Origin of the sequence: Qipengyuania sp. NPDC077410 (assembly GCF_044543405.1) — a bacterium.
GTDB lineage: Bacteria > Pseudomonadota > Alphaproteobacteria > Sphingomonadales > Sphingomonadaceae > Qipengyuania > Qipengyuania pacifica.
This window is the reverse complement of the sequence record NZ_JBITWB010000002.1, coordinates 944,158-968,402: the sequence shown is the minus strand read 5'-3', so window position 1 is coordinate 968,402 and position 24,245 is coordinate 944,158. Positions and strand designations below refer to the sequence as shown.

The 24,245-nt window shown below is 58.8% G+C and carries 22 protein-coding genes and 1 tRNA gene; 5 read left to right on the top strand and 18 right to left on the bottom strand.

From position 1 onward, the window contains the following. Positions 1 to 76: 76 nt before the first annotated feature. From prsR to ACIGGE_RS12645, 5 genes are all read right to left on the bottom strand, one after another. Positions 77 to 1,444, bottom strand: a complete 1,368-nt coding sequence (gene prsR, locus ACIGGE_RS12665) for a PEP-CTERM-box response regulator transcription factor (protein WP_397490768.1) — start codon at positions 1,442 to 1,444, stop codon at positions 77 to 79. Further along, positions 1,444 to 3,549 carry an XrtA/PEP-CTERM system histidine kinase PrsK gene (gene prsK / locus ACIGGE_RS12660; protein ID WP_397490626.1) on the bottom strand — a complete coding sequence of 702 codons (2,106 nt, stop codon included), beginning with the start codon at positions 3,547 to 3,549 and terminating at the stop codon, positions 1,444 to 1,446. Before prsK ends, prsR begins: the two co-directional genes overlap by 1 nt. Further along, positions 3,546 to 4,931 (bottom strand): TIGR03013 family XrtA/PEP-CTERM system glycosyltransferase, encoded by a 1,386-nt coding sequence (locus ACIGGE_RS12655; RefSeq protein WP_397490625.1) that lies wholly within the window; start codon positions 4,929 to 4,931, stop codon positions 3,546 to 3,548. Before ACIGGE_RS12655 ends, prsK begins: the two co-directional genes overlap by 4 nt. Before the next feature lie 118 nt (positions 4,932 to 5,049). Continuing rightward, positions 5,050 to 5,343 carry a hypothetical protein gene (locus ACIGGE_RS12650; RefSeq protein WP_397490624.1) on the bottom strand — a complete coding sequence of 98 codons (294 nt, stop codon included), beginning with the start codon at positions 5,341 to 5,343 and terminating at the stop codon, positions 5,050 to 5,052. 75 nt (positions 5,344 to 5,418) lie between these two features. Beyond that, positions 5,419 to 6,807: a short-chain fatty acyl-CoA regulator family protein gene (locus ACIGGE_RS12645; protein WP_397490622.1), complete on the bottom strand. Its 1,389-nt coding sequence runs from the start codon at positions 6,805 to 6,807 to the stop codon at positions 5,419 to 5,421. A 148-nt stretch (positions 6,808 to 6,955) separates the two neighbouring features. Between ACIGGE_RS12645 and ACIGGE_RS12640 the strand changes: the two genes are divergently transcribed. Both ACIGGE_RS12640 and ACIGGE_RS12635 read left to right on the top strand, forming a co-directional pair. After that, positions 6,956 to 8,554: an isocitrate lyase gene (locus tag ACIGGE_RS12640; protein ID WP_397490621.1), complete on the top strand. Its 1,599-nt coding sequence runs from the start codon at positions 6,956 to 6,958 to the stop codon at positions 8,552 to 8,554. Between the two features lie 11 nt (positions 8,555 to 8,565). After that, positions 8,566 to 8,757: a hypothetical protein gene (locus tag ACIGGE_RS12635; protein ID WP_369828415.1), complete on the top strand. Its 192-nt coding sequence runs from the start codon at positions 8,566 to 8,568 to the stop codon at positions 8,755 to 8,757. Positions 8,758 to 8,838: 81 nt separating this feature from the next. Here ACIGGE_RS12635 and ACIGGE_RS12630 read toward each other — a convergent pair whose 3' ends face one another. The 5 genes from ACIGGE_RS12630 to efp all read right to left on the bottom strand — a co-directional run bounded on the left by ACIGGE_RS12630 (position 8,839) and on the right by efp (position 14,191). Then, positions 8,839 to 10,170 (bottom strand): amidohydrolase, encoded by a 1,332-nt coding sequence (locus tag ACIGGE_RS12630; RefSeq protein WP_397490620.1) that lies wholly within the window; start codon positions 10,168 to 10,170, stop codon positions 8,839 to 8,841. Positions 10,171 to 10,275: 105 nt separating this feature from the next. Then, a complete protein-coding gene (locus ACIGGE_RS12625; protein ID WP_397490618.1) occupies positions 10,276 to 12,075 on the bottom strand; it encodes an SLC13 family permease in 1,800 nt (599 codons plus the stop codon). Between the two features lie 47 nt (positions 12,076 to 12,122). After that, positions 12,123 to 12,207 (bottom strand) — tRNA-Leu (locus ACIGGE_RS12620). Between the two features lie 478 nt (positions 12,208 to 12,685). Further along, on the bottom strand, positions 12,686 to 13,507 hold the full coding sequence (locus tag ACIGGE_RS12615) for an inositol monophosphatase family protein (RefSeq protein WP_397490617.1): 822 nt from the start codon (positions 13,505 to 13,507) through the stop codon (positions 12,686 to 12,688). 120 nt (positions 13,508 to 13,627) lie between these two features. Beyond that, positions 13,628 to 14,191, bottom strand: a complete 564-nt coding sequence (gene efp / locus ACIGGE_RS12610) for an elongation factor P (protein ID WP_103023344.1) — start codon at positions 14,189 to 14,191, stop codon at positions 13,628 to 13,630. A 141-nt stretch (positions 14,192 to 14,332) separates the two neighbouring features. Between efp and ACIGGE_RS12605 the strand changes: the two genes are divergently transcribed. Next, positions 14,333 to 14,701 (top strand): hypothetical protein, encoded by a 369-nt coding sequence (locus ACIGGE_RS12605; protein ID WP_248284254.1) that lies wholly within the window; start codon positions 14,333 to 14,335, stop codon positions 14,699 to 14,701. On the opposite strand, the gene ACIGGE_RS12600 is transcribed toward ACIGGE_RS12605, so the two are convergent. The 3 genes from ACIGGE_RS12600 to thiE are packed head-to-tail and all read right to left on the bottom strand — an operon-like array spanning position 14,702 to position 17,262. Then, the gene (locus tag ACIGGE_RS12600; RefSeq protein ID WP_103023343.1) at positions 14,702 to 15,358 is read right to left on the bottom strand and encodes a M23 family metallopeptidase; all 657 of its coding nucleotides are present in this window, start codon (positions 15,356 to 15,358) and stop codon (positions 14,702 to 14,704) included. Between the two features lie 17 nt (positions 15,359 to 15,375). Next, a complete protein-coding gene (locus ACIGGE_RS12595) occupies positions 15,376 to 16,578 on the bottom strand; it encodes a L,D-transpeptidase family protein (RefSeq protein ID WP_397490767.1) in 1,203 nt (400 codons plus the stop codon). Positions 16,579 to 16,638: 60 nt separating this feature from the next. Continuing rightward, a complete protein-coding gene (thiE, locus tag ACIGGE_RS12590) occupies positions 16,639 to 17,262 on the bottom strand; it encodes a thiamine phosphate synthase (protein ID WP_397490616.1) in 624 nt (207 codons plus the stop codon). A gap of 81 nt (positions 17,263 to 17,343) precedes the next feature. Between thiE and ACIGGE_RS12585 the strand changes: the two genes are divergently transcribed. Beyond that, complete coding sequence (locus ACIGGE_RS12585) at positions 17,344 to 17,733, top strand: hypothetical protein (protein WP_397490615.1); 390 nt, start codon at positions 17,344 to 17,346, stop codon at positions 17,731 to 17,733. A gap of 10 nt (positions 17,734 to 17,743) precedes the next feature. Here ACIGGE_RS12585 and ACIGGE_RS12580 read toward each other — a convergent pair whose 3' ends face one another. Beyond that, positions 17,744 to 18,631 (bottom strand): fructose bisphosphate aldolase, encoded by an 888-nt coding sequence (locus ACIGGE_RS12580; RefSeq protein ID WP_397490614.1) that lies wholly within the window; start codon positions 18,629 to 18,631, stop codon positions 17,744 to 17,746. Positions 18,632 to 18,766: 135 nt separating this feature from the next. Here ACIGGE_RS12580 and ACIGGE_RS12575 point away from each other — a divergent pair, with 135 nt between their 5' ends. Then, positions 18,767 to 19,525 (top strand): flavodoxin family protein, encoded by a 759-nt coding sequence (locus tag ACIGGE_RS12575; RefSeq protein ID WP_397490613.1) that lies wholly within the window; start codon positions 18,767 to 18,769, stop codon positions 19,523 to 19,525. Here ACIGGE_RS12575 and ACIGGE_RS12570 read toward each other — a convergent pair whose 3' ends face one another. Genes ACIGGE_RS12570 through tkt form a run of 4 tightly spaced genes read right to left on the bottom strand, consistent with a single transcriptional unit; the run spans position 19,526 to position 24,231 of the window. Continuing rightward, positions 19,526 to 19,993, bottom strand: a complete 468-nt coding sequence (locus ACIGGE_RS12570; RefSeq protein WP_397490612.1) for a PaaI family thioesterase — start codon at positions 19,991 to 19,993, stop codon at positions 19,526 to 19,528. Positions 19,994 to 20,005: 12 nt separating this feature from the next. Further along, positions 20,006 to 21,205 carry a phosphoglycerate kinase gene (locus ACIGGE_RS12565; protein ID WP_397490611.1) on the bottom strand — a complete coding sequence of 400 codons (1,200 nt, stop codon included), beginning with the start codon at positions 21,203 to 21,205 and terminating at the stop codon, positions 20,006 to 20,008. A 10-nt stretch (positions 21,206 to 21,215) separates the two neighbouring features. After that, entirely contained in the window at positions 21,216 to 22,223 is a 1,008-nt protein-coding gene (gene gap, locus ACIGGE_RS12560) for a type I glyceraldehyde-3-phosphate dehydrogenase (protein ID WP_103023337.1), read from the bottom strand. A 16-nt stretch (positions 22,224 to 22,239) separates the two neighbouring features. Then, the gene (tkt, locus tag ACIGGE_RS12555; protein WP_397490610.1) at positions 22,240 to 24,231 is read right to left on the bottom strand and encodes a transketolase; all 1,992 of its coding nucleotides are present in this window, start codon (positions 24,229 to 24,231) and stop codon (positions 22,240 to 22,242) included. Between the last annotated feature and the right edge of the window lie 14 nt (positions 24,232 to 24,245).

The following is a 24,245-nucleotide window of genomic DNA, read 5'->3' as shown; positions in this document are numbered from 1 at the left end:
TGACTGGGTATCCTGCGGTTGCCCGCAAGCTCCCAGCTCAAGACAGGTCAACGCTAACAGCGAGAAAGCCCTGAGGCTAAGTCTGCAGGTCATACTGCTTGAGCAGGTCGTACAGCGTCGGGCGGCTGATACCGAGCAACTTTGCGGTGCTGGAAATATTCCCCTCGCTCCGCGCGAGCGCTTGCCGGATCAGCCGACGATCCGCCTGCTCGCGCGCGGCTTTGATATTGAGGGTGATGTCTGCGCCATCATTACCGGCCTGGTCCAGATCCAGATCCTCGACTGATACCAATTTGGCATCGGCCATGATCACCGCCCGCTTAACGCGGTTCTCGAGCTCGCGGACGTTTCCAGGCCAGCTCCAATTGTCGATTGCCGCAAGTGCATCCGGCGCAAAGCCCTTGACCTTGAGGTTCATCTCGTCGGCAAACCGGGCCAGGAAATATTTGGCCAGCAGGATGGCATCGCCCGTCCGCTCTGCAAGCGTGGGCACCTTGATCACCATCTCCGCAAGGCGGTAGAACAAGTCTTCTCGGAATGTTCCATCCGAAATCATGGTTTCAAGGTTCTGGTGGGTGGCACACACGATCCTCGTGTCGACGGGGATCGTTTTTCGACCACCAAGACGTTCGATGTTCCGCTCCTGCAGAAACCGTAACAACTTCACCTGAAGAGGCAGCGGGATATCGCCGACCTCGTCGAGGAACAGCGTGCCACCGTGAGCAAGCTCGATCTTGCCTTCAGTGGTCTTGACTGCCCCGGTGAACGCGCCCTTTTCATGGCCGAACAACTCGCTTTCCAAAAGGGTTTCCGGGATGGCGGCGCAATTGATTGCGACGAACGCGCCATGTCGGCGCTCGCTGCAATCATGCACGCCCCTCGCCAGAAGCTCTTTGCCCGTACCACTGGCGCCAAGGAGCATGACCGAAACATTGGTGGGTGCGACCCGCTCTATCGTCCGTGCGACTTTGGCCATCTCCGGGGCTGCAGTAACCATAGCCCCCAGTACCGTCCGGTCTTCGCCAACCTGTTGAGCCAGTCGCCGGTTCTCGGTCTCAAGCTGATACAAGCGGTATGCGCGCTGGACGATCAGCCCCAGCGTGTCGATGTCTACGGGCTTCTGATAGAAGTCATAAGCCCCTCGATCGACAGCGCGCAGAGCGCTTTCACGCGCCCCATGCCCCGACGCAACGATGACTTTAGTGTCCGGCTTCAACGCCATGATCGCCTCGAGGACGGCAAAGCCCTCGCTTGTGCCGTCTGCATCCGGCGGCAACCCGAGATCGAGAGTCACTACTGCTGGCTCTTCCGTCCTCAGCGCGTCGATCGCCGCTTCGCGCGTACCGACAATGACAACATCGAAATCTTCGTATGCCCATTTGAGTTGGGCCTGAAGTCCTTCATCGTCCTCGACGATCAGAAGTTTGGGCTTGGACTGCGCCATCATGCCACCTCGCGTTCGCGAACATCGGCGCGATCGAATAATTTCGCCGCAGAAAGAAGCGGCAGACTTATTGTAAAGCGCGTGCCTAGGCCCTCGCGGGATTCCACATCCAATCGGCCTCCCATGGCACGAACAAGTTCGCGTGCTTCGAAGGCACCAATTCCGAAGCCCCCGGCTTTTGACGAAACGAACGGCTTGAAAAGGCCGCTGCGGAGAAAATTTGGCGACATACCGTGACCGTTGTCTGCAATAAGGATCAAGCCCGCGATTCCATCGGAGTATGCAGCCAGCATGATCGGGGCATCGGTATCACTGGCCTCGATCGCATTCTGGATCAGGTGGTTGAGAGCCTGCTCCAGAGCCTTCGAATTACCTTCGACCCTAGCGGTTTCCGACCGAAGTACTGTTACGGGATGGATCTGCCCGAATTGATCGGCGAGCCGCTCTACAGTTTTGGAAAGTTCCAGAACCTCGCTCGCGCCGGTTTCGGGTCGGGTGTATTTCCCCAACCTGGCGAGCAACGCATTGAGTTTGTCCGCACTACTCCGCAAGGTGACGAGCATATCTTTTCGGAATTCAGGATTTTCGGCGTGTTTTTCGGCGTTTCGCAAAAGCAGCGCCATCTGGCTCGATAAATTCTTGATGTCGTGCATGACGAAAGCAATGCGTCGGTTGAATTCGTCGAACCTCCCCGCCTCCAGCAATGCAGCCTGACCGGATTGTTCGGCAAGATAGCTGGCAAGCTGCCGGCCCACGACCTTGAGCAGATCGAAATCCTCCCAGTCGAGCTTTCGCTCTACCAATGGTCGGGACAATATCGCGAGTCCAACGAGGCGATCGAAATGGAGCAGTGGGACGATTGCCCAAGCTTGCCTATCCTCGCGCAACCACTCCGGTATCAGAACCTGTTCGCCACAATGGTCGACATTTTCGCGCAGCTCATCCAGCGCGACAATCAGCTCATTTCGTTCGAGAAGTTCACCAAGCTCGGCAGGAGCAGCTTGTACCGGCAGCTTGATCTCGGACCATTGCCAGTTCGCGGCAAGTTGTAGTGTACCGTCATCATCCGGGGTGAGCAGAATGCCGGCTTGACTGTCGGTGATGTCTGCAAGAGCCTTGATCAAACGCTCTTGCAGTGTCGAATTATCGACGCCGGTCGCACCAATCGTATGCGTGAACCTGATCCACTCTGTGCGATAATCGTACCGATGCTTGAACAGATGCTTGACCGCGGTCACTCTCAACCATCCACGCAGCCGGGCAGACGGCAGCCAGATCAGTGCGAGTGCGCCGGCTGCTATAATGAGCCCCACTTGCGTCATACGGGCGAGATCGCCCGTAAAAATATCGAAAGATCGTGCAAGCGCGACCATCACGATCAGATAGGCAGCGATCACCATGAGAGAGAGAAACCGGAAGGTGACTGCCCGTGATGGTCGGAATTCCAAGCCGGATGCATTGCGATTGAACCCCATCGCAAAGGGAACTGCACAAATTGCAGCGGCCAATCCGCGGAGTGCATCCAGTTCGAGTGGCACAGCGCCCGTCACATAAGCGATCGTGAAATAGTTGAGATCGAAAACCCAAAACCACGCGAGTGACGCCACATTCCAGCGCAGGATTTGCCGAGAGGATATTGCGGCGCCAACATAGAGATTATGGAGCAATACCAACGCGCCAACGCAAACCAGAATGCGAAACAGGGACGCGGTGTCGAAGATCGCAACAAGGTCAGTGCCGGGCACATTCTGTCGAGCGATCAAGAGCAATGCTATTTGCAAAATTTCGACGAGTACGAGCGCGATTGCTGTCGGGCGCACCAATCGCAGCGTTTCATCGCGGCCATCATTGGCGAAAAGCCGGTATAACATGAACAGCCACGCCAGATTACGCGCGACCTCGCTCAATTCCACGATCGGCCGAGTTGGTCCAAAGCTTGCTGCTGCAAAGCACCAGTTGGCAGTCAACGCCAAGGCCACGACAGCGGGTGTGCGATCAGTTCGGCGTGCATCGCCCCTGCTGCCAATCCACAGCGCCGAGAGAGCGCAGCTTATCGCGCCCACCGTATATCCGACATAGGCCAGACTTGCGATCCAGGTGGTCATCTGGCGCCATCCGGCCACAGGATTACACGAGCTGTCTGCAAGAGGATGAGGAGATCGAGAAAAGGCGTGTAGTTCTTGGCGTAGTAGAGATCGTATTCAAGCTTATGCCGCGCATCTTCGATGCTTGCACCGTAAGGATAATTGATCTGCGCCCACCCGGTTATCCCAGGTTTTACAACATGTCGTTCGGCGTAATAGGGAAGCTCACGTTCCAGATCGCTTACGAATGCGGGCACTTCGGGCCGAGGCCCGACGAAGCTCATCTCCCCTTTGAGCACACTCCATACCTGCGGCAGTTCATCGATGCGAACCTTGCGGATGAGACGTCCGATGCGGGTTATGCGTGAATCATCCTTCTCGGCCCACTTCGCCCCTGCCGCTTCCGCATCGGTACGCATCGAACGCAATTTAACGAGTGTGAAATTCTGGCCGTAAAGACCGACACGGGTCTGGCGAAAAAACGCAGGCCCCTTCGTTTCAAGTTTTATCAGAACGGAAAAGATAGCGATCAAGGGAACGCCGATCGTAAGTATCATCAGGCTGACGACGATGTCGAAAAAGCGCTTCCCAATGCTGGAAAGCCTCTGGCCAGCGGAGAATCCATCCGAGAAAATCAGCCAACTTGGATTAAGCGTGTCCAGGTCGACGCGGCCCAGTTCTCGTTCGAGAAAGCTCGAGAAATCGTTTACGTAGACACCGTTGGTCTTGACCCGCAACAAGTCCTTGAGCGGCAGGGAATTGCGCCGCTCTTCCAGCGCGAGCACTACTTCGGTCGCACCGACCCGACGAATGAATTTTCCGAGATCGGATATGGATTCACGCGGGACCGCGGTTTCGATCGTGCTGGCGCTATCGCCCATTGCCACGAATGCACCAACAGCAAACCCGCTGTCCTGCCTCTGCGAGAGGCGCAGCAGCCGTTCCGCTCGCTTGCCCGAACCCAGCACGAGGATCGTTCGACGGAAAGCGTCGGCACCCAACATGCGGCCAGCCAATATGCGATTGGCAACAAGCAGCAGTATAGCGATGCCCATGGCATACAACAGGACCGAGCGCCAAAGTGCCGACCCTGGCAGAACGAAGTTCATCAACGCGATCGCGAGCACGCCAAGGCTGACGGCGACGAGCAAACGTGCAGTGGCAAAGCGTATGGAGCGTAGCGCTTCCGGGCCGTAGGTCCCGACCGCAATCATGGCCAGCCATACCACACCGGCAAAGCCTACCAGTTCCGGAATGCGCTCTGCGAGCAGCCCGGCATCGACAGATATCTGCGTTACGCGCAGCCGCCATGCACCTTCGCCTGCTATGAAGAGCAAAACCAGATCTATTACTGATAGCAACACAACATTGTATGAAATGTAGTGTTTGAACAGGCGGATCATCCGGGGCCGGCTCGCAATTGGCTAGTGTCGGAATTCCTGACTAGCAAACATAGAGTGAACCGTCGGTAAATTTTACACTGGCAATAAGCGTGGCGCTATCAAGCGCACTGAAATGGCTTCAGTTAGCCACCGCGTCCTCAACCGCATTTCCGGCATTTTGCGCAGCTTCCCCCACTTGCCCAGCGGCATTACCGACCTGATCGGCAGCACCGGCAATCGCATTGTCCTTTGCGACCTCGGCGTTATTCATTTGCGACAGGAAGAAAATGCCGACGATCGCCACGACTAGCACTAACAGGATAATGGCCCAATTCGTGCCACTGCTGCGATTGGCCCCGTCGGATACAACCGTATGCGTGGTATGGGTATTGCCGGCTGAATCGGTGGTTTCCGTAATGCGTTCTTCGGTCATAGCCATATTTCCCTCAGATCTATCTATGCACCGAAAACGCGCCCTCTCGGGCCTGAGTTCCGCCGAGGCGAACGATTATTGGTTAACGTCTTCTAGCTCGAATGGTGTGATACCTCGCCTCGATCTGTCGAAGATAAGCTTGCGCCCAACGGGAGGAAGCGAGCGCTGACTGCAGCGGATGCGATGGCATGCAGCGCAACCCGGGCCAATGGGCTGTGCATTATCGGACCGCAGCGAAACTCCGCGAGCTTGCGCCAGGTCTTCGGCCAGTACAGCCTCCACCCCGATCGCAACGACAAATTGTGCATCGCCGGGCGCTCCGCTTCCCTCAACCGTTCGGGCCATGGTCAGCCAGCCACCATCACGGTCACCGGTATTATCGGGGGCCACCAGCTGGACTTGCAATTCGCCCGCTCGATTGAAAGCCCGATGCGCATGCCACAGGGGGCAGCTTACGGCAGAATCGATGAAGCGCGCAGTACTGGCCCCCGCAAAGGTCTTGGAAAACTGCCCAGCACGGTCGAGCCGCACCATGAAGAAAGGCAGGCCACGTTGCCCAACCCGCTGAAGCGTGGTCAGCCGATGGGCGAGCTGCTCGAAGCTGACGCCAAAGCGCCTTTCAAGAAGAGTAAGGTCATATCCGGTCGCCTCGCAAGCGCGCAGGAACCGACTGTAGGGCATCAGCAAAGCTGCGGCGAAGTACCCGTTGAGATGGCGCGCGAACAACGCACGTGCGGTTTCCTCTTCAAACTTGGCACCCTTGGCAACGGAGTCGACCAAATCGGCAAATTCAAGATTGGCGATTTGCAGAGCGAGCTGAAAGTTTCGGGAAGGAATACTCAGCATTTCCGACAGCTGAACCTGCCGTGCGTGGAGATCGAGGCGGCGGAGGCTGTCGGGCATCACATCGCGGGGTAGGATCCTGACAGAAAGCTGATGGCGCTCGCGCAAACGTTCGGTGAGAGCCACACCGATATCCCCCCGCGACAAGCGCAGTTCATCCGCCAGCTCCTCTGCCGCCGTATCGAGGTCTGAAAAATGATTGCGCCACCGCTCCACCTCGCGTCGCGATGCTGCCAGAGGATCGTTCGCGACTGATCCGATCGGTCCTGCGCTGTCGTACAGGCGAGCGAAAGCGGCAGCGACTTGAGGGGCCGAGGCGAGGAATTCATGCGCCTCTTCCCGGTCTATTCCTAGATCGGCGAAACGTTCATCGGCAAGGCGGCGAGCCAGTCCTTCGATTCCGCCAATAGCTTCATCTTCGCGAAGTGACCTTGGGTCGAAGTCGAATTGCTCGACCAGTTGCACCATAACGCGCGCGCTGATCGGGCGCTGGTTGCGCTCGATCAAGTTCAGGTAGCTAGGGGAAATGCCCAGGCGTGCGGCGGCTGCGGCTTGGGTCAGGCTTTCCCGCTTGCGAAGCCTGCGAAGGGCGGGACCGGCGAAAAGAGCTGCTTCAACCATCTGTAACTTTCTTCACATATTTACATACAGACTAGCGATCCACGGCGCGATATGACAAGTTATTCTGTAAATTTCCCTATCGTTCACCGCTACGGCCAGCCAGAAGCATCGACAGGCGATCAAGCCTATAGCGACAAGGAGCACTCCCGTGACCTACTCGGCCCGGATCAATGAAATGAACGAAACCATCGCAGCAAACGGTGCGCCATGGGCTGCGATCGATGCTCAAAGCGCTGCGCGCATGGTCGTTCAAAACCGTTTCCGCACCGGGCTCGACATTGCGCGCTACACTGCGCGGATCATGCGCGAAGACATGGATGCGTATGATCAGGATCCTGCGAACTACACGCAGTCGCTCGGCACGTGGCACGGCTTCATCGCTCAGCAGAAGATGATTTCGATCAAGAAGCACTTCGGCAGCACTAAACGCCGTTACCTCTACCTGTCCGGGTGGATGGTCGCCGCGCTGCGTAGCGAATTCGGACCGCTTCCAGATCAATCGATGCACGAAAAGACCAGCGTCCCTGCGCTGATCGAAGAACTCTACACCTTCTTGAAACAGGCGGATGCACGCGAACTCGGCGGTCTGTTCCGCGAACTCGACGCGGCGAAGGAAGCAGGAGATGCGGTCAACACCCATCGCCTTCTGAAAGCGATCGACGAGCATCAGACGCATGTCGTCCCGATCATCGCCGATATCGACGCGGGGTTCGGCAATGCCGAGGCAACCTACCTTCTTGCGAAGAAGATGATCGAGGCCGGTGCCTGCGCTCTCCAGATCGAAAATCAGGTTTCGGATGAAAAACAGTGTGGCCACCAGGACGGCAAGGTGACTGTGCCGCACGAGGATTTCCTTCAGAAAATCCGCGCCATTCGCTACGCATTTCTGGAACTCGGCGTTCCCGATGGCATCATTGTCGCCCGTACGGACAGCCTCGGTGCCGGTCTGACCAAGCAAATCGCCTATTCGACCGAACCCGGCGACATTGGCGATCAGTACAACAGCTTTCTCGATTGCGACGAGGTCGATCCGGCAAGCATTACCAATGGCCAGGTCTTCATCAGCCGCGACGGCAAGCTATTGGCGCCCAAACGCCTGCCCTCGAACCTGTACCGATTCCTGTCGGGCACGGGTGAGGATCGCTGCGTGCTCGATTGCATCACGGCGCTTCAGAACGGGGCCGACCTGTTATGGATCGAAACGGAAAAGCCGCATGTCGAGCAGATTGCTGGTATGGTGGATCGTGTCCGCGAGGTCGTTCCTAACGCCAAGCTGGTTTATAACAATTCGCCCAGCTTCAATTGGACACTGAATTTCCGTCAGCAGGTCTACGATGCGTGGGCAGAAGCTGGAAAGGACGTTTCGGCGTTCGATCGCGCCAAACTGATGAGTGTAGATTACGACGGCACCGAGCTCGCGGCTGAAGCAGACGAGAAGATACGCACCTTCCAGGCAGATGCCGCGAAGCGTGCAGGTATTTTCCACCACCTCATCACACTGCCGACCTATCACACAGCGGCTCTCAGCACTGATAACCTCGCTCGCGAATACTTCGGTGAACAGGCGATGCTCGGTTACGTCAAGAACGTGCAACGTGAGGAAATCCGCCAGGGTATCGCTTGTGTGAAACACCAGAATATGGCCGGCTCCGACATCGGGGACGATCACAAGGAGTACTTTGCCGGTGAAGCAGCCCTCAAGGCTGGCGGCGAAGACAACACAATGAACCAGTTCGCTGCAGCGTAAGGAGAGAGAGGATGACGACCATGACAGACGACACTCCCAAGACCGAGCCCGGCCGCGCCCGCGCGCTGTTCTCCACCGCAGATTTTCGCCTCCTGCGTACTGCCCTGACGCATTACGCCCGCCAGACTGAAGACCGGGAAGAATTGGCGAAGATCAACGCCCTGCATCACCGGCTGGGGACCTATGTTCCTTCAGACGGCTAAAGACTGACACGCTTTCTCCTGGGGAGGAGAATACGGCCGTCGGAGCGCCCCAACGCTCCGGCGGCCACACTTTTGGGTAAATCAGGCGCCTGCGCGCGGCATCAGTTCGATCGCGGCGCTGGCCAAGGCCTCGGCCCCGGTTTCGATCACTTTCTCAGCGTCAGGGGCCCAGAATGGCGAATGTAAAGAAGGAAGCGGCTTTCCCTCGCTCTCCAGCGCATCGAGCATCGACTGGGTCGTTCCGCTAATCCAGAAGATCATCGAATCGACATCTTCCGGGGCAGCGCGCCGAAACTGGCTGAAATCTTCGCCTCCCATGACTGCGGGCCATTCCATGACGCGGTCTTCGCCGAACCTTTGTGTGAACTTGCTTGCCACTACGGCAGTGAACTCGGGATCATTGAAAGTGGAGGGGGTGTAGGGATCTTCCACGGTCACTTCCGGCATCAATTCCTCAGGCACACCGGCTGCAATGGCCTCCCCTCGCGCGACCCGGCGGATGCCATCCAGCAACAACTGACGGCTTTCATCGGAATAACTACGCACGGTCAGTTGCAATTTGGCTTCGTCACTTATGATGTTGTGCTTTGCGCCCGAATGAAAGCTTCCGACCGTGATCACGGCCGGGTCCAGCGGTGAAGAGTCACGGCTGACCACAGTCTGCAACTTCATGACAATCGCGCTGGCCAGCACAATCGGATCCTTCGTTGTATGCGGATAGGCGCCGTGCCCCCCCACGCCCTTCACGTCGATGTCGACACTATCCACATTGGCCAGGGCGTAACCGGGAGTATAACCGATCATGCCGGCAGGGGCAGGTGCTGCGGCGTCATGGAATGCCAGCGCATAATCAGGTTTCGGAAAGCGCGTGTACAGGCCGTCTTCGATCATCGCGAGCGCGCCAAGTCCGATCTCTTCTGCCGGCTGCAACACCATGACGAGAGTACCCTGCCACTCATCCTTATGCTTCACCAGCAGCTGCGCAGCGCCGATAAAACCCGCCATATGCGTGTCATGCCCACACGCATGCATGACCCCTGTGGTCACTCCGCTTGCTGGAGTTGCCGTTACTTTGGAAGCAAACGGCAGACCCGTCTGTTCGACCACGGGAAGACCATCCATGTCCGCGCGTAAGAGGACAGTCGGGCCTTCGCCGTTCTTCATTACCGATACGACACCCGTTTTCCCGACGTTCTCGGTAACCTCGAAACCCAGTGCGCGCATACGCTTGGCCAGCTTGGCCGCTGTTTCATGCTCTTCGAAACTCAGTTCCGGGTTGGCGTGAAGATCCCGGTAAAGCTCCATCAGTTCGGGCATGTCGCCTTCAAGATCTGCTCTCAGATCATTTGCGCTCACTGGCGAAGCGAGCATCACTGCAATTGCAGCAAGGCCGGTGGAAATTGATTTCGACATACCCTTTATTCTCCCCAATCGATTTGCTCGCGCGCGTTTCGCGGGCTGTAGTGCAATTGATCCGGTCCAGTGACGATTACCGAAGACCAACGGTCAGCGGGCGCTCTACAGGCCGTAGGTCACGACAAGCGCGAGCGACAATACGGTAACCATGATGAGGACTAGCGGCACCCCCGTGCGCACGTAATCTCTGAATTCATAAGATCCCTCGGCCATGATCAACATATTGGTCTGATACGCGATAGGCGTCGCATAACACAAATTGCACCCGAACAGCACAGCCAGCACCAAGGGTTCGGGCGGAAGATCCAGCTTGCTGGCGATAGCAAAAGCTATTGGAGTGCCCACGGTGGCCGCCGTGGCATTCGACGCAAAATTGGTCAGGAACGTCATTGCCAGCATGATGGCGGCCAGCGCCGCCCCCGGGGAAAGGTAATCGAGCCCCGCCGCCATGACCCCGCCGATCCAGTCGGCTGCACCACTCTCGAGAATGATCCTGCCCAACGCAATACTGGCCGCCACTAGAACGATTACGCTACCTGATAGCCCGCGCCCCACCCGATCAAACTTCACGCAGCCGGTAACGAACATGAGTATCGCGCCCGCCAGCGATGCAATGGCAATTGGAACAAGCCCGATCGACGCCAGCGTGATCGACCCACCCATTATCCCCGCGGCGAGCACTGCCTTCGAACGACGCGGCAGTTCTCGCATCCCCTCGAGCTGGAGCAGACTGTCCGACCGCGCGAAATGCTGCATGTCGTCGGCCAGCCCCATGACCAGCAGCACGTCCCCTTCGGCAAAACGAAGATCGCCGCCTTCTGAGAACTGCTCCTTTTCACCCACCAGACGATCAGGGCGATGAGTGCCGATGACCGCGACCCCATAGAGATCGGCAATACCCGAGCTCGGAAGCGTCCGACCGATGAGCCGCGAATCCGCCGTGACGATCATTTCGCCCACGGCGATGTCGGTCCCGGTTTCATCCGACCTGCGGCGGATACGATCGATCACCCAGCTTGGCGCAGCATCTCCGCGCAAGGTTGCCATCGCTTCTTCGATCGCTTCGTGCGTGCCGGTCATGCGGAGGCGGTGCTGGGGGCGAAGCAGGCCCACTGGAACGTCGTGGAACTCGATCCCCGCCGGCAAGCGAGTACTCAGTTCGGATAGCTCGCGGCCATTGAGCACGGAATTTTCAGTCACACGAAGTCTGGCTTCGAACAGGCGCTGGGCATGAACCGTCTCGATACGGTTGTCGCCCAGCATGCGCGGCATAACAATCCATATGAATGGCAGCGCAACCACAGCGGCGATCAGCACGATCGGGGTGAAATGGAAGACACCCATTTCCGGCATGCCGAGATCCACCGCGATCGATACGACCAGGATGTTGGTCGATGTACCGATCGTCGTCGCCATTCCGCCTATAAGCGATGCTGCATTGAGTGGGATGAGCGTTTTCGACGCAGCCATCGCACCCCGCATGGCGAGGTGAACAAAGATCGGCATCAGGAGCACAAGCACAGGAGTGTTATTGATGCCCATCGACAGCAGGAATGTGACGACGAGCGAGAACAGCAGGCCGAGTTGTAGATTGACCTTGAACAGCCGCTCCAGAAACCTGGCGGCAGGTTCGAGAGCGCCGGTAACAACCAACCCTCTCCCCATGATCATGAGCGCACAGATGGTAATCAGGGCGTAATGGCCGAAGCCGGAAAATGCCAAGCCGAGACCATCGATAGGTTGCGTGTCAGGTAGAGGAAAGAAATACAGTCCAACCGCGATTACCGCGATCGTGAGCAAAGAGATGATCTCGACCGACATCCGGCCACGCGCGAAAGCCACGAACATCGCGGTCGTCACGGCCAATGCAGCAATTGCGTGGTAGGAAGGAACCCCGATCATCCAATAACCTGCCTTCCAAACTATCCTCTGAGTAGCAAGGAATAGTTTGGTACCCCTGGCCGGACTCGAACCGGCACTTCAGAAGAAACTCGATTTTGAGTCGAGCGCGTCTACCAATTCCGCCACAGGGGCACTGGGTCGGGAGCGCGGCGGATAGCTTGCAGTTGCAGCCTGTTCAAGCGCCGCGTTACAATTGCTGATCAGAAATCCATACCGATGGCGATGTGGGCAAGTCGCGGGGCATCTTTGAACCTGGCTCCGATTGCCCCGACGGAAAGTACCGGCCCGCGGTCTGCCAGCTCAACTTGCACCGCTGGCGGATTGAAATCGCGTAGATCCACATTGCGAGGCAGAACGGGCTGCATCGGCGTGACTTTGACTTGATTCAGCGAGGCGGGTGATGCCAAGTCGGCCAGATTGAAATCGTGAGGATGCAACGCAGGCCCGCGTGGCATTCCCGAAGCGGCAGGTTGCGCCATTGCAGGTGCGGGACACACTGCAAAAACCATGGCAACACCCAACACTTTCAACATGTGCGACCTCTTGAGTTTCGTTACTCAAGAGACGTTGCCTAGCAGGGTTGGTTCCCCGCCTTGCTCGCCCTGTGATTCTAAGCCTTGAGAGCGTTTACGAGGAGCTTGTGCAGCTTGGAATGCAATGTGTCATTAGCGGCGAGAACCTGAGCCGCATGGATGGGCTCCGACCGGCCACGAAAATCGGAAACGAAGCCGCCTGCTTCACGAACGATAAGGCAACCAGCGGCAGTATCCCAGTCGTTGAGATCGCTTTCCCAGAAGCCGTCGAAGCGGCCGGCCGCGAGCCATGCGAGGTCAAGCGATGCCGCGCCGTAGCGCCGGATACCTGCAACCTGAGGACCGATCGCGCCGAAGATCTTGGTCCATTCGCCGAAGTTGCCATGACCTTGAAAGGGGATGCCGGTCGCGATCAGGGCTTCGGAAAGACTGCGACGCGCAGACACCCGTAACCGTCCATCATGCAGCCAGGCGCCGCGGCTCTTTTCGGCCCAGAAGGTTTCGTCGGTGACGGGGTTGTAGACGACTGCAGCCGTGACATCGCCCCAGCCTCCACCGCCGAGCTTCGGTTCCTGGACGGCGATGCTGATAGCGAAATGCGGAATGCCATGCAGGAAGTTGCTGGTGCCGTCGAGCGGATCGACAATCCACCGGGGCTTGTTCTCGTCCCCTTCGATCACACCGGCTTCTTCCAGCACGAATCCCCAATCCGGCCGTGCGGCGAGAAGTTCGTCGTAGATGGTGCGTTCGGCGATCCGATCCGCCTTCGATACGAAGTCTGCCGGCCCCTTATGGCTGACCTGAAGGTGCTCGACCTCTCCGAAGTCGCGACGCAGGCGGCCACCCGCCTTGCGCGCTGCCTTTTCCATTACGCGGATGACACCCGATAAAACGGCCATGGGAACTCTCTTATTCGGTCAGCACTTCGGTGGAACCGGCTACGAGATCGGTTTGCCCGATCTCAACTTCGGTCGAACTTTGTGCCGTCGGTATTCAGGGACTGGACGGCGAAATATTGCCTATCCGGCTTTGCCGACGTAGCTTTGTTCATAAACGTCGACGATGATCCGCGTTCCGCTTTCGATATGCGGCGGGACCATGATGCGTACACCATTATCCAACACGGCCGGCTTGTAGCTCGACGAAGCGGTTTGCCCCTTCACCACGGCGTCGGCCTCGACGATCTCGGCTTCGATCTGCGCCGGCAGCTCGACCGAGATGGGCTTTTCTTCCCACAGTTCGAGCTTCACCTGCATGCCGTCCTGCAGGAAGGGGCGCGCATCGCCCAACAGGTCGCTCGGCAGGTTGATCTGTTCGTAGCTTTCCTGATCCATGAAGACCAGCATGTCGCCATCTTCATAGAGGAACTGGTAGTCCTTGGTATCGAGGCGGACTTTTTCGACCGTGTCGGCGCTGCGGAAGCGCACATTGGTCTTGCGGCCATCCTGCAGGTTTTTCATTTCGACCTGCATGTAGGCGCCACCCTTGCCAGGCTGCGTGTGCTGGATCTTGGCGACTTTCCAGATGCCGCCTTCGTACTCGATGATATTGCCCGGACGAATGTCCACGCCGCTGATCTTCATGGGAAGCTACCTTCAACTTATAAAAGAGCATGTCCGCCCACAGGCGGGACTATGCCGCGCGCCTTAGCCGAGCAAACCCGTGCGGGCAAGCGAGTGGAAAAACGGGGCGAACATCGCTATATCGTTATTCGGATACCGGACATGAAACAGACCAACAGATTCATCCTGCTCGCCGCGCTTGCAACTGCAACGACTGCACCGGCTTCCGCGCAAGGCCGCTTGGCTCTGCTAGACCAAGGCGAATATATCTGCGCCTTGCCGGGCGATGCCGCCGGTTCGGCCTGGCTCGAACAGGATGCCCGCGACTTTACCATCATTGGCGGCTCAAGCTATCGCTCGGGCAACAGTGCCGGGACCTATCTCATGGAAGGTAAGCAAGTGACCTTCACTCGGGGCCCCATGCGCGGCATGAAATTCATGCGGCTAGGTTCCGGCATTCTTCAAGAGGTCGGAAGCGATGGCAAACTCGGGCGCCTGCGCTGCCATCGTTCGGGTCCGGTGAAAAACTGATCACCTGTTGCTTAGTAGCGGAAACGGATTGATCGCAGTCGCCGGTTCCCACCATTCTGCGTCTTTGGTCGTCTGTAGTATCGCGAAGTGCAGATGCGGCGCATCTTCCGAGGCGTTACCAGAACTTCCCACCGTTCCGATCCGCTGACCACGGCGGACCCGCTGACCTTCTTTCAGACCCTGCGCATAATCATCGAGATGCGCATAGTAATAGATCGTCTCGCCATCGACCGAGCGGACATAAATCGTCTTCCCGCCCGCATCGGACTGAAACAGCCGTTCGATTACGCCCGGCGTCGCTGATAGTACGCTGGTCCCCTTGGGGGCCATAATGTCGAGCGCCTCGTGAAGACGCGAACCGCCATCGCGCGAATCGCTATAGGTATCGCTAAGATCGCTCGGGCGGATGTTCTGCACCGGAATCAGCAACTGGTTTGGCTGTACGGTGACAGTCGATTCCGCCACCGGAGTATCCAGCGGTTCGGCGCCCGCGGTTTCACTCGGCGAAGGGCTAGGTGCAGCGGCCGCTGGCCGGGTCACCTTGATCTGGCTGGAACTGTTGGCATTTTCGATGAGGCTGCCACCCGCCACGATCCATACTGCGCTGGTCAGTGTGGCGGTGATCACAATGGTCAAAATCCGGTCGACGATCTTCATCAGACGAGACTAGCGGCTTACGCTTCGAAAATCACTTGAGTTGATTGCGAGACCATACCTGCAAGCCGCGCAGCGTCCCAATTGGTCAGGCGGACACAGCCACTGCTCTGCGCACGGCCGATAGTTTCGGGGTCGGGCGTTCCATGGATGCCATAGTGATCCTTGCTGAGATCGATCCACACCACGCCCACGGGTGAATTCGGGCCCGGCGCAAATTCGTGTGTACCATCGTCTGACCCGTTCTTGCCCAGCACCTCGGGGTCGTAACTATATGTCGGGTTGTAGGCTTCGCCGACGATGTCCCATTCTCCCAGCGGCAGCGGGTACTGGCTCGACCCGGAACTGACGGTGAACAAGGCGACCAGCTTGTCGCCTTGATAGGCCTTCAGCGTCTTTCCCGCCTTGCTCACTACGATGCGGCCCACTTCTGGCTGCTCTGACCCTACGCCCAGGGAGGCCAGCGTCTTTTGCCAATCGCTATTGTTTACCGATCCGGGCTTGATTCGATCTGCCCCGATGTTCGGCACACGGATTTCCTGTCCCGCAGTAAAATAGTCCTGGGACTGAGGCGTCTCTGGCGAGCCGGACGCGACCGAACGTGGTTGAGCCGCCCCTTGCGTGCGTGAGGTGCCGACCTTCGGGTTCAACTGCTTGAGAACATCCACAGTGGTATGGAACCGCTCGGCCAATCGCTCATCCAGCGATGTATATCCCAGCTTCTTCAGCTTCGCCAAATCGGCGGGATCGTCGGGAATTTCGGAATACTGCGCGCTCGACCAGTTGGAAGGAATGGTCACCACGCGTGTCGCGGGAATCTTTTCCCATTTCGAGAGGGCAGCCCTGGTCGGATCGTCGAGCTCGCCGGTGGTTTCGAGGTCATTGGCCTCCTGAAAACCACGCAAGGCATTCTCCGTGCTCATGCCCATCTTTCCGTCGATCACGCCAGGACCAAAGCCAACCCGATCGAGAACCACCTGAGCCTGCATGATGGGGCGTTCTTCTTCTGCAACGGCAACCGCGTTACGATCGGCATCGGAGCCGTTGAGATGCGCATCGTCGTTCGACGCCATCGTGTCGGCCAGATTGTCAGCGCCATAGGTGTCGTAACCTAGATCTGTGCTACCTTTCGCAGCAACAGCTGTGTCGGTTTCGCTGTCGTTGTCCTGCCCCTGCATGCCACACCCGGCCAGAGCGAGTGAGGACACAGCGACGAAAATCATTGAACGCACGGGGGAAGTCTCCTGAACCGGGACGTGGCCCGCCCCTTCAGGATAGCAAACTCATGCCGTCCCGATTTGCTCCGCAAAGGCTTTGATCGCCGCGACTTCGTCGCCGTTCCAGACCGAACCTGAGATAGCGAGGAAATCGGCCCCTGCGTCGATCAGCGGCTTGCAGTTTTCGGGCGTTATGCCACCAATGGCGACGCACGGGATTTCGAACAGCGTGCTCCACCATTCGAGAATTTCCAGATCAGGACGGTGCTCGCTCGCCTTCGTCGTGCTGTCGAAGAATGCACCGAACGCGACGTAATCCGCGCCGGCCTCACCGGCTTCCATCGCCAGATGCTTCGATGCGTGACAGGTAACCCCGATCTGGATGTCGCGGCCAAGTTCTTCCCTGGCCTCTTTCGGTTCTCCGTCGCCCTGCCCCAGATGCACGCCATCCGCGTTCAGCCGCTTTGCCAAAGCAACATCGTCGTTCACGATGAAGGCCACGTCACGTGCAGCGCAGATCGCCTGCAGGGGCTCCGCCAGCTTCGCGGCTTCGTGCTGGTCGATGCCCTTCACGCGAAACTGGAACGCGGTCGCAATCCCGGTTCCCGCATCGAGCGCTCGTTCCAGTCGCTGGGGGAAATCACCCGAAACATCGAGCGGCGAAATGAGGTAAAGCTGGCAATCTGTCATAGACCGCGTTCTGTAATGCGATCCTCTCATTTCGTCACGCGTTCAGAACTCCGAAAGCGTGACGATCGTTTATCGGGTCGTATGAAAGCCCTATTCGCTGCCGCCATCCTCGCGCCGCTATCTGCCTGCGCAATTATCCCGGACACACCCATGTCGAACGGAGATGCGGCCTCGCGAGGCACTGCAGTCGGGATCAATCAGCCTGTCTGGACCGGCGATACGATCCTGACGCCCCTGGCCGTCGCGGAAGACAGCCGCTGCCCTATGAATGCGCGCTGCGTTTGGGCCGGAAAGCTCACTGTGTCGACGCGGATCGCCGCCACGCACTGGAAGCAGACAGCCCCTCTGACCCTGGGCGAACCTTACGAGATACTCGGGCGGACGTACGTGCTTGTTTCGGCTACACCTGAAAAGACGACCGACCGGGAAATCCCGGTCGGCGAATATCGCTTCGTATTCGAGCAGCGCTGACGCCAGAGAATCAGGCGACGCTGGCAGCGTGGATCTGGTCGATGGCACTCGACAAGGCGCCGTCGAATTCCTCGTCGCTTTGCGAGGCTCGCAGGTCCTGCAAGAGGCCTCGGCTGAAACTTGCGATCATTCCCGGATTCTTTGCAAGTTCGCGGCAAGCGTCTTCTGTCGAATAACCACCCGAAAGTGCGACGACGCGCAACACCTTGGGGTGTTTTGCGAGCGTTGCATATAATCCGGCTTCCTTGGGGATCGAGAGTTTCAACATGACCTGCTGACCTGCGGGCAGTGCCTCAAGACCCTCCTCGATCGCCTCCAGCATGATTGTCTCACCCTCGGCGCGGTCGGCCGCAGTGATGTCATACTCCGGTTCCAGCATCGGGATCAGACCGCAGCTCAAGATCCTTGCGCCTTCGGCAAACTGCTGGCGAACGGCTGCCTTGATTCCGACCGGGTCCGCCGACTTGATGACGCTACGCATCTTGGTGCCGAATACCCCCAGTTCTCGCGCGCGGTTGCACATGTCTTCAAGGCCGGGGTTGGGCTTCATCAGTTGGGCGCCGTCGCGTTCGTCCTCGAGACCCTTGTCGACCTTGAGAAACGGCACGATGCCGCGCTCTTTCAGGCGTTCCGGAACGCTCTTGCCGGCGCTTTCGCCCTCCATGGTTTTTTCGAAAAGGATTGCGCCGATGACCTTGCCGTTGCCGAAGCAAGGGGCTTCGATAATGCGCTGACGCATTTCGTGGATCAGGCCGAACATCTCTTCTTCGCTCGTCCACGCACCGTCTTCGACGCCGTAACCCTTGAGTGCCTTGGGGGTCGACCCGCCGGACTGGTCAAGTGCTGCAATAAAGCCTCGGCCCTGTGCGATACGCGCCTTCATTTCATCGAAAGTCATCTCGGAACCCCGTCACTCGATTGTGTTCATGCATTCGTATGCGCCGCACATACAAAGGCGCTTTCGCACCTGCAACAGCCGATCGGTAACTTATCGCCAAGCCGATCGTATTTCGTATTGAGCGAAGGAGACGACATGCCGAACGACAAGAACGATCCGCATACCAGCAGCGATCAGACCGATTTCTCTGATCTGAAAGCGCTGACAATCAACTGTACCCTCAAGCTCAGCCCTGAAGGCTCGCACACCGACAAGCTACTCGGTATTGCCGAAGCCATTCTCGCGCGGAATGGCGTAGCGATCGAACAAGTTCGCTTGGTCGATCACAACATCGCCCCGGGCGTGTTCCCCGACATGACCGAACACGGCGCCGACCAAGATGATTGGCCGAATATCTGGGAGAAGGTAAAGGCCGCCGATATTCTCGTGGTCGGTACGCCCATCTGGCTTGGCGAGAAATCCAGCGTCTGCCAGCGCTTGATCGAGCGGCTCTACGCCCACTCGGGTCAGACCAACGAGAAGGGCCAGTACGTTTTCTATGGCAAGGTCGGTGGCTGCATCGTGACCGGCAATGAAGACGGCATCAAGCACGTGGGTATGGGCGTGCTCTACTCGCTACAGCATGTCGGTTACACCATTCCTCCACAAGCTGATGCCGGCTGGGTAGGCGAAGCCGGACCGGGGCCGAGCTATGGCGATGCCAGGGAAGATGGTGAGGGATATGTCGGCTTCGACAACGACTTCACCCGTCGCAACACCACGTTCATGACCTGGAACCTGATGCACATGGCACGCATGCTCAAGGATGCTGGGGGCATTCCTGCCCACGGGAATTCGGTCGGTCTGTGGAACGATGGGCGCCGGTTCGATGCGCCAAATCCCGAATATCGGTGATCAGTCGCCAATCCTGTCGGCTCGCTTGCCGGTTTTGCGGATAATGCCGGAAAAGCTGAGCAGCGGCGTTCCATCGCCCGTCACTATGCCGCGTACGAACACGGTTTTACCGCCGCCGCGCGTCACTTCCCCCCTGCCCTCGATGCGCTGTCCGGCCTTGCCCGCGGCCAGGAAATCGCCTGCAAGGTTCATCGTCACGCCGTAGCTGTCACGCATCTCGTTGCGGGCGATGGTGAACAGCGCAGCATCTGCAAAGGTCATCAGGCAACCGCCGTGCATGAAGCCTGCACCATTCATGTGACGTTGCTCGGCGACGAAGGCACAAATCCAGTCGCCGTTCGTGTCCTGCTTTTCGTAGAACGGTCCCGCCGTCTGCTCGAACGCGTCAGATTTCCAGGTGGACCACCCCGACCATTCGCCTTCGGTGATCGCGATTGGACCGTGGCTGGGCTCGACGATCTCGGTCATATCCGCGTGCTCCTAAGCCGACAGTGCGGCAACGCCGGGCAAGGGCTTGCCTTCCATCCACTCCAGGAAAGCCCCGCCGGCCGTGGAAACGAAAGTGAATTCGTCCTTCACACCGGCATGCGCCAGCGCTGCGACCGTATCGCCGCCGCCGGCAACCGATGTCAGCGAACCATCCTGCGTGAGCGCTGCAGCCGTCTTGGCAAGCGCAACCGTCGCCGCATCAAACGGCTGGGTTTCGAACGCGCCGAGCGGCCCGTTCCACACCAGCGTCCGGCATGTCTTGAGCACGTCGGCAAGCGCTTCGACCGCGAGCGGACCTACGTCGAGGATCATTTCGTCGGCGGCGACTTCATGCACATTGCAGGTCCGCATGCTCGGCGGATTCGCGGCGAATTCTTTTGCAACCACCACATCGTAAGGCAGATGCACAGTGCATCCTGCATGGTCCGCCTCGTCCATTATGCGGTTGGCAGTGTCGGTCAGATCGTGCTCGCACAGCGATTTGCCAACATCCACTCCCTTCGCCGCCAGGAAGGTGTTGGCCATGCCCCCGCCGATGATGAGGTGCTGGACCTTACCGACCAGATTGTGGAGCACGTCGAGCTTGGTCGAAACCTTTGCTCCCCCGACGACAGCCGCTACCGGCGCCTCGGGATTGCCTAGCGCCGCATCCAGCGCTTTTAGTTCGGCCTCCATGGCGCGGCCTGCATATGCCGGGAGAAGACGCGCCAACCCTTCGGTCGACGCATGCGCGCGATGCGCGGCAGAAAACGCATCGTTCACATAGAAATCGCCGTTCGCCGCGATACCCTTGGCGAACTCCGGATCGTTGGCTTCTTCGCCGGGCCAGAAGCGGACATTGTCGAGCAGCCCGATATCACCATCGCGCAGAATTCCGATCGACTGTTCGACGACCGGCCCCATGACTTCGGGAATGAACATGATTTCACGGTCGAGCACGCGCTCGATGTCGCCCTGAACCATGCTGGTGCTCATGGTCGAATGGCGCTGACCCTTCGGTCGGCCGAAATGGGCAAGCAACAAGACCTTGGCGCCTTTATCGGCCAGTTCGAGGATGGTCGGTTTGACAACCTCGACACGGGTGACGTCCGATGCCCGGCCTTCCTGCATCGGAAGATTGAGATCGACGCGCACCAGCGCAACCTTGCCGGTGATCTCGCCAAGGTCGTCCAGGGTCCTGAAGCTGCTCATGCCAATGTCCTTAGAGGAACTTCGCCATCACGCCGGCGGTGTCGATCATGCGGTTGGAGAAGCCCCATTCGTTGTCGTACCAGCTCACGACGCGGGCAAGCTTGCCCTCCATCACGCTGGTTTCGAGGCTGTCGATCGTCGAGCTGGCAGGATAGTGATTGAAGTCCGAAGAGACGAGTGGCTGGTCGGTGTAATCGAGCACACCCTTCATCTTGCCTTCCGCCGCGGCCTTCAATGCCGCGTTCAGTTCCTCGGCGCTGGTGTCGCGGCCGGGGGTGAAGACGAGATCGACAAGGCTGACATTCGGCGTCGGCACACGCACGCTCGACCCGTCGAGCTTACCTGCCAGTTCGGGCAGTACGAGGCCGACCGCGCGGGCAGCGCCGGTCGTTGTCGGGATCATGTTCTGCGCCCCGCCGCGTGCGCGGCGCATGTCGCCATGCATCTGATCGAGCATGCGCTGGTCGTTAGTGTAGCTGTGGATCGTGGTCATGAAACCACGCTCGATACCGACGGTTTCGTGCAGCACCTTGGCCATCGGCGAGAGGCAGTTAGTCGTGCAGCTGGCGTTGGAGACGATCACGTCTTCCGCTGTCAGGGTCTCGTCATTGACGCCGAAGACGATCGTCGCGGAAACACCCTTTGCCGGGGCTGAGATCAGCACACGCTTGGCACCTGCATCGAGATGCGGGCGGCACGCCTCGTCCGACTGGAAGAAACCGGTGCATTCCAGCACAATGTCCACGCCCTGCTCACCATGCGGCAGTTTGCCGGGCTCGCGCTCGCTGGTCACGGCGATCGACTTGCCGTTTACGATGATCGCGTTGTCGCCCACTTCGACAGTGCCGGGGAAGCGCCCGTGCGTCGAATCGTACTGAAACAGGATCGCGTTCGATTTCGTATCCGCCAGATCGTTGATGCTGACGAGATCCAGATCATGGTCGTCGCGCTCGAGAATGGCGCGCGCCACGAGGCGGCCGATACGTCCGAAACCGTTGATTGCAACCTTGGTCGCCATTGGAAAGAACTCCTGCTTAAGCGTTCAGTTTATTCATGATTTGCGGAACGATCGCGTCCGCAGTGAGGCCGAATTTTTCAAACAGATCTTCGGCTGGCGCGCTTGCCCCGAACCGATCGATCCCGATGCGCAAGCCATTGGTCATCGTATAGCGATCCCACCCGAAGGTGGTGCCCGCTTCGATGCTCACCCGCAAAACTTCGTCGGGCGAAACGTCGGGCAGAATGTCGGCGCGATAGGCATCGTCTTGCTCGTCGAAAAGCTGCGTGCACACCATCGATACGACATCGGCACCGATACCGTCCGCTTCCAGCTTTTCTGCGCATTCCATCGCCACATGCAGCTCTGATCCGGTCGCAATCAGGATGACACGCCGCGCAGCCTGCGCCGCCTTGAGCCGGTAACCACCGCGCCCGGTCATGTTTTCGGAAAGCTGGTGCGTCCGCATCTGCGGCAGGTTCTGGCGGCTCAGCGCGAGCACCGTCGGACGATCGGGCTGGCGCAGCGCGATGTCCCAGCATTCCGCGGTTTCGACTGCATCGGCGGGGCGCATGACCAGCAGATTGGGCATCATGCGCAGCGACTGGACATGCTCGATGGGCTGATGGGTCGGGCCGTCTTCCCCCAATCCGATGCTGTCATGCGTCATGACATAAACGACCCGCGCCTGCTGCAGGGCCGACAACCGGATGGCCGCGCGGCAATAATCGGTGAACACTAGGAACGTACCGCCATAAGGAATGACGCCGCCGTGCAGTGCCATGCCGTTCATCGCTGCGGCCATGCCGAATTCGCGAATACCGTAATAGACATAGCGGCCGCTGTAATCATCGGCCGTGAACGGGCCGATACCGCCCGCCTTGGTGTTGTTCGAACCGGTAAGGTCGGCGCTACCGCCGATCGTTTCGGGAAGGCCGGTGTTGATTTCCGCCAAGGCCATTTCGCTGGCCTTGCGCGTCGCAACCTTCTGAGGTTGATCGATCAACCCCTTGATATATTTGTCGAGACTGAAGTCCTTGGGCAGCTCGCCCGCCATCCGGCGCTGGAACTCCGCCTTCTGCGCATACCCGTCGAGGCGCATCTGCCATTCGCTGTGCGCCCGCGCGCCGTCGTCCGCCGTGCCGCGCCAGTCCGACAGCACTTCTTCGGGAATTTCGAACGGTGCCGCTTCCCAGCCCAGTACACCGCGCGCCGCGGTTATTTCGTCATCGCCCAGTGGTGCGCCGTGCGTTGCGCTGGTTCCCTGCTTGTTGGGCGCTCCCTTTCCGATCACCGTTTTGCAGGCGATGAGCGACGGGCGTTCGTCGGCAACCGCTTCGTCGATCGCCCGCCGGATATCGTCGAAATCGTGGCCGTCGCAGCTAACAACATGCCATCCGGTCGCTTCGTAACGCGCCTTGATGTTTTCGCTTGTCGAAAGGTCGGTCGTCCCGTCGATAGTGATGTTGTTGTCGTCCCAGAACACCGTCAGACGGCCCAGCTTGAGGTGTCCGGCAAGGCCGATCGCTTCGTGATTGATGCCTTCCATCAGGCAACCGTCACCGGCAATCACCCAAGTGCGATGATCGACGATCTCGTCACCAAACGTCGCATTGAGATGACGTTCGGCCATGGCCATTCCGACGGACATCGCCAGGCCCTGGCCCAGCGGACCGGTCGTGCTTTCCACGCCGTCGAGAAGGAAGTTTTCCGGATGCCCCGCGCAAGGGCTGCCGATCTGGCGGAAATTGCGGATGTCTTCCATCGTCGGACGTTCGTATCCCGACAGATGAAGAAGCGAATAAATCAGCATCGAACCGTGTCCGGCCGACAGCACGAAGCGGTCCCGATCGGCCCAGCCGGGGGCCTTGGGATCATGCTTGAGATACTCGCTCCACAACACGGTCGCCACATCGGCCATACCCATCGGCATTCCCGGATGCCCTGAGTTTGCAGCCTGTACCGCATCCATCGAAAGCGCCCTGATGGCGTTGGCCATCGGGACCATGCGAGATGTGGCGAGACTCATGGGAAATTTCTCCG